This is a genomic window from Clostridium sp. (assembly GCF_021443865.1).
Taxonomy (GTDB): domain Bacteria; phylum Bacillota; class Clostridia; order Clostridiales; family Clostridiaceae; genus Clostridium.
In genome coordinates this window covers 20072-31147 of sequence record NZ_JABUTB010000034.1, presented here as the reverse complement: position 1 = coordinate 31147, position 11076 = coordinate 20072, and the positions used below count along the sequence as shown (strand labels likewise).

10 protein-coding genes are annotated in these 11076 nt (G+C 29.3%); 3 read left to right on the top strand and 7 right to left on the bottom strand.

The window, feature by feature from the left end; translation table 11 throughout:
• Positions 1-265: 265 nt before the first annotated feature.
• The 4 genes from HUJ77_RS07390 to HUJ77_RS07375 all read right to left on the bottom strand — a co-directional run bounded on the left by HUJ77_RS07390 (position 266) and on the right by HUJ77_RS07375 (position 4103).
• The gene (locus HUJ77_RS07390) at positions 266-430 is read right to left on the bottom strand and encodes a hypothetical protein (RefSeq protein WP_291707936.1); all 165 of its coding nucleotides are present in this window, start codon (positions 428-430) and stop codon (positions 266-268) included.
• Positions 431-447: 17 nt separating this feature from the next.
• The gene (mglC, locus tag HUJ77_RS07385) at positions 448-1470 is read right to left on the bottom strand and encodes a galactose/methyl galactoside ABC transporter permease MglC (RefSeq protein WP_291707935.1); all 1023 of its coding nucleotides are present in this window, start codon (positions 1468-1470) and stop codon (positions 448-450) included.
• A 16-nt stretch (positions 1471-1486) separates the two neighbouring features.
• Positions 1487-2986, bottom strand: a complete 1500-nt coding sequence (mglA, locus tag HUJ77_RS07380; protein ID WP_291707934.1) for a galactose/methyl galactoside ABC transporter ATP-binding protein MglA — start codon at positions 2984-2986, stop codon at positions 1487-1489.
• An 82-nt stretch (positions 2987-3068) separates the two neighbouring features.
• Complete coding sequence (locus tag HUJ77_RS07375; RefSeq protein ID WP_291707933.1) at positions 3069-4103, bottom strand: galactose ABC transporter substrate-binding protein; 1035 nt, start codon at positions 4101-4103, stop codon at positions 3069-3071.
• Positions 4104-4302: 199 nt separating this feature from the next.
• Here HUJ77_RS07375 and HUJ77_RS07370 point away from each other — a divergent pair, with 199 nt between their 5' ends.
• From HUJ77_RS07370 to HUJ77_RS07360, 3 genes are all read left to right on the top strand, one after another.
• A complete protein-coding gene (locus HUJ77_RS07370) occupies positions 4303-5205 on the top strand; it encodes a prenyltransferase (RefSeq protein ID WP_291707932.1) in 903 nt (300 codons plus the stop codon).
• A gap of 78 nt (positions 5206-5283) precedes the next feature.
• Positions 5284-5853, top strand: coding sequence for a LemA family protein (locus tag HUJ77_RS07365; protein WP_291707931.1), 570 nt, complete (start codon positions 5284-5286; stop codon positions 5851-5853).
• A gap of 2 nt (positions 5854-5855) precedes the next feature.
• The gene (locus tag HUJ77_RS07360) at positions 5856-6659 is read left to right on the top strand and encodes a TPM domain-containing protein (protein WP_291707930.1); all 804 of its coding nucleotides are present in this window, start codon (positions 5856-5858) and stop codon (positions 6657-6659) included.
• Positions 6660-6762: 103 nt separating this feature from the next.
• On the opposite strand, the gene HUJ77_RS07355 is transcribed toward HUJ77_RS07360, so the two are convergent.
• The 3 genes from HUJ77_RS07355 to HUJ77_RS07345 all read right to left on the bottom strand — a co-directional run bounded on the left by HUJ77_RS07355 (position 6763) and on the right by HUJ77_RS07345 (position 11075).
• Positions 6763-8454 carry a transglutaminase-like domain-containing protein gene (locus tag HUJ77_RS07355; protein ID WP_291707929.1) on the bottom strand — a complete coding sequence of 564 codons (1692 nt, stop codon included), beginning with the start codon at positions 8452-8454 and terminating at the stop codon, positions 6763-6765.
• Between the two features lie 571 nt (positions 8455-9025).
• Positions 9026-10123 carry a DUF58 domain-containing protein gene (locus HUJ77_RS07350; protein ID WP_291707928.1) on the bottom strand — a complete coding sequence of 366 codons (1098 nt, stop codon included), beginning with the start codon at positions 10121-10123 and terminating at the stop codon, positions 9026-9028.
• A 4-nt stretch (positions 10124-10127) separates the two neighbouring features.
• Entirely contained in the window at positions 10128-11075 is a 948-nt protein-coding gene (locus HUJ77_RS07345) for a MoxR family ATPase (protein ID WP_291707927.1), read from the bottom strand.
• Between the last annotated feature and the right edge of the window lies 1 nt (position 11076).

Sequence of the window (11076 nt, the reverse complement as noted above, 5' to 3'; positions counted from 1 at the left end):
AACTACGAATCCGTGCTTTTCCCAATTTATCTTTTTTATTACTCCAAGTCTAATCTCCTCTTCATCATCTACAATCATTATTTTATATAATCCCATAACACCCTCCTATAAATAATATAGAAATGAATCTATACATTATCCTGAGAAAATCTTCTAATTATTCAAAATTTATTATATCATAATTTCATATAATATAAATATTAAAATACAAAAAATGGAACTGTTTTAACAGTTCCAAATTAAAATTCATATTTAATTCTATGTTTTATAATATTATTCCTATTAATAATGATAAGAAAATTAATATAAACAATACTATTATTATCTTATCCATGGTTTTTACGGATACATCTATATTCCCATAAAGTGTATCTCTCATAGATTTTTTAGGTACTTCTTCAACTTTTTCCTTTATATCTTCATTTTCCATACTAATCATTTCCTTTATTATTTCTTAGCTATATATTTTCTTACGTCTAATGAAACAGCAACGATAATTATTAATCCTCTAATTATATATTGCCAATAAGCATTTACTCCTATAAAGTTTAAGCCATAATTTATAACTTGAAGTAATACTGTACCTAGTAATACTCCTGGAATTGTACCAATACCACCAGTAAATGAAACTCCACCAACAACACAGGCAGAAATTGCATCTAGTTCATAGTTAAATCCTGTACTAGTTGTAGTTGATCCTGCTCTAGCTGCTTCTAAGAAACCTGCAAGTCCATAAAGTACTCCTGATATAATAAATATAAACATTATATTTTTTACAAGATTAACTCCTGAAACTGCTGCTGCTTCTTGGTTACCCCCTATTGCAAACATATTTTTACCTAATTTTGTTTTATTCCATACAAACCACATTATAGCTGCTACAATAGCAAGATAAAATACTAAATATGGAATTTCTATACTTCCTAATCTTAAATATCCATTAACAAAAGCAGTATATCTTTCATCTAAATTCGCTACTGGTTGAGCTCCTAGTGGTGGTCTGTCAATATATAAACAAGATGCACCATAAGCTATAAGTTGAGTACCAAGAGTTATAATAAAAGCATGTACTTTCAATTTTGCAACTCCAAATCCATTAATTGCTCCAAATATTCCACCTATTATTATTGCTAAAAACATTGGTACTATTAAAGGCAATGCTTTTAAGTTAGGATACATTCTAGCAGCATATGTTGTTGATTGTAATAATGATGCTGATATAATAGCTGTAAATCCTAGAATACGTCCAGCAGAAAGGTCAGTTCCTTGAAGTACTATTAATCCTGCAACACCAAGTGCTAGAATACCACGTGTAGATGCTTGGCTTAAAATATTAGTAAAGTTTTTCAATGAAAGGAAGCCTGGTTCCTTTATAACAAAAAACACTATCATTATGAACAGAACTATATATAATGCGTAATTAAGCAAGAAATTTTGTAAAGACTCTTTATTAAATTTAACTTTATTCATAGGTTCCACCTCTACTTTAAATATATTTAGCAGCCATAGTCATAATATCTTCTTGAGACAATTTATCAGCATCACCAATACCAGCTACCTTACCATTTGACATTACAAGAATTCTGTCACAAATCCCTAATAGTTCTGGCATTTCAGATGATACAACTATAACTCCTTTTCCCTTATTTGCTAAATCTATAATCAATTGATAAATTTCATATTTAGCACCAACATCTATTCCCCTTGTTGGTTCATCTAATAATAGTATTTCTGGATTAGTTAAAAGCCATCTTCCTATAATTACTTTTTGTTGATTTCCTCCAGATAAGCTTCTAATTAATGTTTTTTGACTTGGAGTTTTAACCTTCATACTATTTATTGTCCATTTAGTATCTTCAGCTATTTTCTTATTATCTAACACACCAAATTTACTATACCTATCTATGTTAGCAATCATAGTATTAAACTTAATATCAAGTTGCCCAAATATACCAGTTGCTCTACGTTCTTCTGTTAATAAAGCAAATCCATTTTTTATTGCCTTACGAGAATCACTATTTATTACTTTTTTACCGTGAAGATTTATTTCTCCTTCACTATGTTTAGCTATTCCAAATATGGTTTCCAATAATTCAGTTCTTTTTGAACCAACTAATCCTGCAATTCCAAGAATTTCTCCCTTTCTTAACTCAAAAGATACTTCTCTAATTGAAGGTTGATAAGTTCCTGTTAAGTTTTTAACTTCTAATATTACATCTTTAGGTTTATTAGTCTTTGGTGGAAATCTATTAGTTAAATCACGTCCAACCATTAATTTAATTATTTTATCTGTTGTAAGATCTTTAGCTGGAATCGTATCTATCCACTTTCCATCACGCATAATAGTTACATCATCAGAAATCCTAAGAATTTCCTCCATCTTATGAGAAATATATATAATACCGCAGCCTCTATCTCTTAATTTATTTATAATTTTAAATAAATGATTTACTTCTTCATTTGTTAATGATGATGTAGGCTCGTCCAAAACTAATATTTTAGCATTATATGAAACTGCTTTAGCTATCTCAACCATTTGTCTTTGTGATACTGAAAGTTTAGCCATTTTAACCTTTGGATTAACATCTATCTCAAGTTCATCTAATATTTTTTTAGTTTCTTCATACATTATCTTTTCACTTACAATACCGGCATTGCCTGGATATCTACCAAGCCATATATTATCCATAACATTTCTTTGTAGAACTTGGTTTAATTCTTGGTGAACCATAGCAACTCCATTATCCATTGCTTGCTTTGGATTAGAGAACTTGCTTTTTTTACCCTCTATTAAAATTTCACCACCATCTTCAATATAAACACCAAATAAACATTTCATTAAAGTAGATTTACCTGCTCCATTTTCACCCATTAAAGCATGTACAGTTCCTGGTCTTACTTTTAATTGAACATTATCTAAGGCTTTAACTCCTGGAAATTCTTTGCATATATCTGTCATTTCAAGAACATATTTTGCATCTGCCATAACTTACTTCACCACTTTTCTATTATTTATTAAACTGCATAGTAAAACTATACTATGCAGTTTAGAAAAAATTATTTACATATTATTTAATGTATGGTTGATATGGAATACGTACAGAAATACCTGTATCATCAAATTTATATGAAGTTCCTTCTATAGCGCTCTTTCCAGCTGCTAAATTCATTCCTGTTTCATATAAAGCCTTAGCCATTCCTTCAGCATCTTGAAGTACTGATCCTGTCATAAATCCCTTACTTATTAAATCTTGTGCAGCTGCTGTTGCATCAACACCTACTACTGGAATAGTTTTTGCAGCATCACCATTGTTATAGCCTTGAGCTTGTAATGCAGCTATAGCACCTTGTGCCATTCCATCATTATTAGCTATTACAGCTTCAATCTTATCACCAAATTTTGAGAACCATGCTTCTGTAGCATTTTGAGCTAATGCTTGGTCCCAGTTACAAACTTGAAGAGCTAATTCTTCTGTTTTGATTCCTTTGTCATTTAAAGTAGAAACTGAATATTGAGTTCTTGCAACAGCTTCTGGATTATCAGGTTCACCCTTTAACATAACATATTGTAAAACTCCATCTCCATTCTTATCTATAGCCTTTGAATCTTTATCCCATAAATTTTTAATTATTTCTCCTTGCATAACTCCTGCTTCTTTTGCATTAGTTCCAACAAATATAGCTTTATCATATGCCTTTATTGAATCTGCTGATGGTTCTCTATTGAATAAAACTACTGGCTTTTCAGCAGCTTTAATTTTATCTATTACAGTTGGTGCAGCTCCTGTATCAACTAAGTTAACTAATAATAAATCAACATCCTTTTGTAATATTGTATCTATACTATCATTTTGAGTAGCTTGGTCACCTTTTCCATCATAGAAAGTAAATTCAACTTTATCTGAATTTTCATTTTGAAGTTTTTCTAAATTTTGACGAACTGTTGAAATATAAGTATCATCGAATTTATATAATAATACCCCAACTTTTACCTTATCTCCTTTTGCTGAATCTCCAGCTTCTTTTCCTCCACAGCCTACTAATGAAGCTGTTACCATAATTGTTGCCATAGCCATTGTAAGTAATTTTTTAACTTTTTTCATATTAACCCTCCATCTCTCATAAATCATTATATTTATTGATTCCGTTTACATTATTTATTATAAATACATTCTTTATTAACCTCCATACGAAAAACTTAACAAATATATCGAAATTCTTAACTATAAAATAAGTTTATATTTGAAAGAATTATACATATATGATAAAATTTTAATTTACATAATAATATGAGGTGATATTTTGAATAAAGACTACATAATTAAATTTATTAAAGATTCTTGGAAAGCTTTTCGTCCATTATCTCTAACTCTTGCTATTGGTTCCACTACCTTAGGAATAGTTTCTGCATATAAAATGGGAGCAATTGATTTTTCAAATTATAAAACTTTATTATTAATTTTTCTTGTTACTATTGCTGGTCTTTTGGCTCAATCTGGTGCTAATTTAGTAAATGATTACTTTGAAGGTAGCTTTAGATATTACAGACCTAGTGGAAGAAAAATAAATTTTTTAGGTGTATCTAGAAGTTATTTTGATATTTATGTATTTCTTTGGGCAATGGCTTGTTTTGGACTAGCCTCCTTAATTGGTATATATCTAGTTTATATAACTGATTATAAAATGCTTCTTATAGGATTAATTGGAATATTCGGAGCTTATTCTTATACTGGAGAACCCTTTGTATTTAAAAGAAAAGGATTAGGTGTTCCACTTTCCTTTATAACAATGGGACCTTTAATGGTTTTAGGGTCTTCTTATCCTTTTACTCAAGAAATAAGCTTGCAACCTATTTTATTATCACTACCTGCATCATTTTTAATTCCTGCCTTAATGATAAGTAATGAAATGAGAGATTTTCAAAGAGATGCCAATTTAAGTCTTGGAACATTAAGCGTTAGAATTGGAAGTAAATTTAGTAGATATATTTATAGATTTTTAGTATTTGGAGCATTTATATTAACATTAATTTATGTGATTACAGGGTTTTATCCCTTAATATCTCTATTAGTCTTTACCACTTTCCCTATCGCCTTAAAAGCACATAAGGCTGTTTGTAGCTTTGAAAAACTAGGAATTCCTTATACTAATAATCTTCATTGGACATTTACTTTAATATTAATTTTTGCGTTACTAATAGGATAATCTTTAATAAGACTATCCTTTTTTCCATATACTATTTATGTATGTTATAATAGTAATATATAGAAAGGGGTGTTTTTTATGAAAAATGGATTAAAGATACTAATAACTGTAGTTGTAATTATCGCTATAATAGCTTTCCCTATTATATCTAGTTACAATGGTCTAGTTGGATTAGAACAACAAGTTGATAAGGCGTCTTCTGATATAGATACTCAACTTCAAAGAAGGTCTGACTTAATACCTAATTTAGTTAATACAGTAAAGGGATACGCAACTCAAGAAAAAGATATATTTACTGATATTGCAAACGCAAGAAGCAAACTATCAGGTGCTACTAATATTACAGAACAAGCTAATGCTGATAATGAATTATCAAGTGCTTTATCTAGATTATTAGTGGTTGTTGAAAGATATCCTGATTTAAAATCAAATGAGAATTTTAAAGATTTAAGCATACAATTAGAAGGAACTGAAAATAGAATAGCTGTTGCGAGACAAGATTATAATACTGCAGCAACTAGTTATAATACTAAATTGAGAAGATTTCCTACAAATATAGTAGCTTCACTTTTCGGATTCGAAGCTAAACCACTTTACAAAGCAAGTGATAGTGCTAGTGAAGTTCCATCAGTAGATTTTAGTAGATAATTATGAAAGTATTTTCAAAATTAAAGGTACTTCTTTTATCTTCTCTATTTTTATTAATAAGTTTTTCTCTAATTGCTTCCGCTGAAACCAACTACCCTTCTCCTACTAGCTATAAGTATGTAAATGATTATGTTGGTATATTAACTCAAGAAGAAAAAGAAAAAATAATATCTATTGGAAAAGAGTTAGAAGATAAAACTGGAGCCCAAGCTGTTACAGTTGTAATCGATAGTACAGATGGGAGAGAAATTGAAGATTATGCTTTAAATCTATTTAGGACCTGGGGTATTGGTGAAAAAGGTAAGGATAATGGTTTACTTGTATTAATTGCAATAAATGATAGGAATTGGAGAGTTGAAGTTGGTAGAGGATTAGAAGGCGCAATTCCTGATGCATTAAGTAATAGAGTAATGCAATCTTTAGCTACAGAAAAGTTCAAATCAAATGATTATGGAACTGGTATAGTAGATATCTATAGTGCTTTTAGTGATTTAATCGCAGAAGAATATGATGTTACATTAGATAAGTCATTGAATATAAATATTCCACGTAATAATGATAATGATAATAGTAGTTTTGCCTTTGGTTCATTAGGATTCTTCGGAGTTCTTCTATTAATTGACTTTATATTTAATAGAGGTAGAATTACTAGCTTTCTTATTAAAGTTTTAATATTATCTGGAGGAAATAGACGAGGCGGAAGAGGCGGTTTTGGTGGCTTCGGCGGTGGTTCCTCAGGTGGCGGAGGCTTTGGTGGCTTCGGTGGTGGTTCTTCTGGTGGTGGAGGATCATCTGGTAGCTGGTAAAGTGCTACTCACAGTGAATAAGTAATAAGTAAAAGTGAATAATATAGTAAGAAACTCCTTACGGAGTTTCTTACTATATTCATAATTTTTCATTCTTTCATTTTTAGTAGTATGCTTTCACATATTTAAAATATAATTTTTTCCACATTGGAAGTCCTTTGTATACGAAAATACAAGAATTTTTATAGGCATTTAATGCTTTCTTTGTTCTTTCAGGTGATACATGTCTATTGCCAAATGATTCTTGAAGTGCAGAGTTAATTATTTCTTCTGCTTCTTTAATACTAAGATTTGGTATTGTTTCTGCAACTACCTCTGGAAAATCTGGTTCCATACCTGTATATTCTTTTACGTATCCACCAAATTGAAGAACTTCGACTATTTTTGTAACTAACCTATCTGAATAAGACTTCTTATATTTTTTTAGTATTTTCTTTCTTCTTAATAGGACAATATAACAAATAGTAATTACAGCACTTAAAATTCCTATAACTATTGCTAGTACTTTTAAAATATTTAAAAGTATATTAAAAGTTTTATTAGAACTATTTCCCTCATTTATACTTAAATTGTTTTCTACATTATCAATTTCTTGTTCTTCATTAACTCTCTCTGGTGCAATATTAGTTGGCTCTTCAGTAACATTATCTCTTTCTTCATTTACTTCACTATTGGCTACATTTATAGTTGGTGTTACCTCAACTTTTTCCCATCCATAACCTTCTTTATAAATTTCCACCCATGCATGTGCTTCACGATCTGTAACAGTTGCTTTATATAGTCCTCCTGAAATATCTACAAATTGATATGGCTTTGCTATATATCCAGTAACATATCTGGCTGGTATTCCGTACATTCGATACATTAGTGTTGCAGTAGTTGCAAAATGAACACAATATCCCTTTCCACTTTCGAATAAGAAATATTCAGGAATTTCTTCATCTAATGGTATTATTCCTGGAGATAATGTATAAGTTGCCTTTGACCATAAAGTATTTTTTATAAACTCTGTAATATTATCAATTCCATAAATATAGTTTTCTTGGTATAGTTCAAAAAGTCTTGGAAATCTTTCCTTTTGAACATTTAAATATTTTACTTTAGCGTGTGTATTATCTACTTCTTCTAGTTCCTTATACCACATGAAAGACTGCTCATCTAAATTTTCAAGTGCATTTAAATATTTTTCTTTACTGTAGGTTGAAAAAGCATACTCTATCTTATTCATACGCTGAGTTTGAGAAATATAAGGAATATAAAAACCTTCTTCCTCTGGATTAAGATGCTTTACTTTTAGCCATTGAGTAGAATCTATGTATAGTCCTTGATTCTGTTCAAACTCATTATTTTGAGTTAAATAAAATTGCTTATCAAAATACTCTAGAGCACCTATATTATTTCCTTCTAAATTTTCATCAGAGGAATAATTTAACTCCGCATCCTTTTCCCATTTATTGTTTAGATAATTTTCACCTATAAAATTCTTAAGGTAAATTATTTCATTAGGTTTATCAGATACAGTTACTTCTAATTTCTGAACTCCTTTTGCATTATTATTGCCTCTACTAACTCTTCCTTGAATTTCTTTTTTCCCCTTAAATCTAGTTGAAATCTCCTTAATTTCTTCTTCTATTTTAACTGGTATTGAGAAAAGAGTCATCATATGATTATTAGTTATCCTATAAGTTACTATTAAAGAAAAAATGAAAAATATTGCTGTAAGTAAAGCACTAATTCCTGCCGTATTTATAAGTTCAGTAGTAGATTTATTCTTCTTTCTCTTAACAGATAACATATTACCTGTAACAGAAGTCCCTATATGGAAAAATACAAACAAACACACTTGTTTAATATTGGGTGGATTTCCAATAATGGGGCCAACTATTATAACTGCAATGGAAACCAAATAAATTATCCATCCTCTTCCTCTTTTGAAGGTAAGCCAATATATAATAAAAGCAACTATTGTAGAAAAAATTATTATAGTTTCCGTAATATCAAAATTCTTAAGATAATTTAAGTTATAAAAGGATACATACCAAATATTTGTCCACTGATCTTTTAAAAAGTTTATATTAAATAGTAATAATAAAACAAAAAATATTATACCAAACTTTATTTTCTTATTACTATATAAAATCCAAATAATGCTGCAAATACCTATAGAAATAAAGTATACCAGTGCTTTCTTGAAAGTTAAGAATGGACTAAAAGATATAGTGTACAGTATTCCAATAACCCCAGAAACATAGCTAAAAAATAACATTATTTCTGACAATATATTTCTGCTTTCCTTTTTAACAGTAAAAACACTTGTTTGAAAGTCTACCCCTACTTTATCTTTAGTTTCCTTTTTTCTTATAACCTTAAACAGTTAAACACCTTCTTTCTATTTCCTCTAGATAATTTTCTTCTGAAAACTTCATAAGTAAATCCTTATTTAAAAATACTTTGAATTCTAAATTCAAAGCTATAACAGTTTCAAAAGGATCTTCATATAAATAGCCTCCATTTAATAGCTTATCATCAGATTTTTTATTAAATAACTCTGCTTTTAGCATTAATTTTTCTATCATATCTACATAATCTTCTTCTGTTCTAACTAATTCCTCTACAATGCTCATGTTTTTTATATCATACCATTTTACTAAATGAGATACTTTATTTTCTATTAGACCAAGAGAAATAGCTGAACATAATTCATAAAAAACATCTTTTCTTTCTATACTTATATCCTTCTCTGTCCTTAAATCTATAAAAAGTGTAATTCTATTTTCTATATCTGAAGAATACTTTTTACTTAATACTTCATCATTTCTAGCACTTAATTTCCAATGAATATCCCTTATAGAGTCCCCATGCTTATATTTATCAATCCACAATATTTCTGGTGGTTGATTCATTAACACTTCAGAGTACCTTCCATCTTCTAAAGGAAAGTATATGTAGCTATTACTTTGAATTTCATTCTTAAGTTGATATCCAGATGGTAATATTAATATTTCCTTATGGCTTTGTATTTTTTTCTTTCTTTTAAATAATAAAAAATAATCATATACTTTTATTTCCTTTACTTTCAAATCTAAAATCCCACAATATTTAGATTTCATCTGGAATTCCATACTTGTTGTACTTTTTGCAGGTACATATCCTTTTATAACTTTTACTGCAGACTTTGTCACTCTATTATTAAAGTATTCTATCTTTATAGTAAAACGTGTAATTGGAAGTGAACTTTCATTAATCACTACTATATTACCCTTAATTGTATTACCCTTCTTTACCACTCTACTATTAACTTCAATGTCAGCATAGATATTTTTTTGAAAATACTTGGTTGTTAAAAATAGAATAATAAATAGGATTAATACTGAACAAACTAATAAAATTAGGGTTCTTAATTTATGTGTTCCTGCTAAGTAAAAAGTGACTATAAGAAAGATAAAATATATTATTTTTCTCATATAATCACATCCTTTTAAATGACGGCATTTCTATACTTTTTAAAATTCCTTGTAAAATTTCCTCTTTATTAATTCCATCAATCCTTGCTTTTGCACTGGTTTGAACTCTATGTCTTGCTATTGCTGGAAATAAATCGTATACCTCAGATGGGGATACAAAATCCTTTCCCTTTAACCAAGATGCTGCTTTAGCAATCTTTACAAGAGAAATAGTTCCTCTTGGACTTACTCCCATATTTAGATATTCACTATTTCTAGTGGCAGTAATTAATCTTACAATATATTCGTAGATAGCCTCATTTACAAAAACCTCTTCTACTTCTTTTTGCATCTTTACTAATGTTTCTGCATTAGTAATAGGAGTTAATTTTTCTGTTCTCTTTCCCCCATCTAATTCCTTAGCCATTAATATCTCACTTCCAAAATCAGGGTATCCCATAGTCATACAAACTAAAAATCTATCCATTTGTGCTGGTGGTAATGGTTGAGTTCCCACAGTTCCTAATGGGTTTTGTGTTGCAATAACTAAAAATGGATAAGGAACATCTCTAGTAACTCCATCTACTGTAACTTGCATTTCTTCCATAACTTCTAAAAGTGCAGATTGTGTCTTTGGAGATGTTCTATTAATTTCATCTGCTAAAAGTAGATTGCAAAATACAGCTCCTGGCTGATAAACAAACTTTTCTGTTTCTCTTCTATATATAGAAAAACCAGTTAAATCTGATGGAAGTACATCTGGTGTAAATTGAACTCTATTCCACTGTAATCCCATTAATTTTGAAACTGCTAATGCTAGGGTGGTCTTACCAACACCAGGTATATCTTCTAATAATATGTGACCATTAGCCAATATAGCAGATACTACTTCAAAAATAAATGATTCCTTTCCTAAAATAACCTTATTTAATTGTGAGATCATTTCTTTTGCAATTTCTCTATTATTATCCATA

Coding starts and splice junctions, on each gene's coding strand:
- HUJ77_RS07390 (WP_291707936.1), bottom strand. CDS start 430: ATGGAAAATGAAGATATAAAGGAAAAAGTTGAAGAAGTACCTAAAAAA.
- mglC (WP_291707935.1), bottom strand. CDS start 1,470: ATGAATAAAGTTAAATTTAATAAAGAGTCTTTACAAAATTTCTTGCTT.
- mglA (WP_291707934.1), bottom strand. CDS start 2,986: ATGGCAGATGCAAAATATGTTCTTGAAATGACAGATATATGCAAAGAA.
- HUJ77_RS07375 (WP_291707933.1), bottom strand. CDS start 4,103: ATGAAAAAAGTTAAAAAATTACTTACAATGGCTATGGCAACAATTATG.
- HUJ77_RS07365 (WP_291707931.1), top strand. CDS start 5,284: ATGAAAAATGGATTAAAGATACTAATAACTGTAGTTGTAATTATCGCT.
- HUJ77_RS07360 (WP_291707930.1), top strand. CDS start 5,856: ATGAAAGTATTTTCAAAATTAAAGGTACTTCTTTTATCTTCTCTATTT.
- HUJ77_RS07355 (WP_291707929.1), bottom strand. CDS start 8,454: ATGTTATCTGTTAAGAGAAAGAAGAATAAATCTACTACTGAACTTATA.
- HUJ77_RS07350 (WP_291707928.1), bottom strand. CDS start 10,123: ATGAGAAAAATAATATATTTTATCTTTCTTATAGTCACTTTTTACTTA.
- HUJ77_RS07345 (WP_291707927.1), bottom strand. CDS start 11,075: ATGGATAATAATAGAGAAATTGCAAAAGAAATGATCTCACAATTAAAT.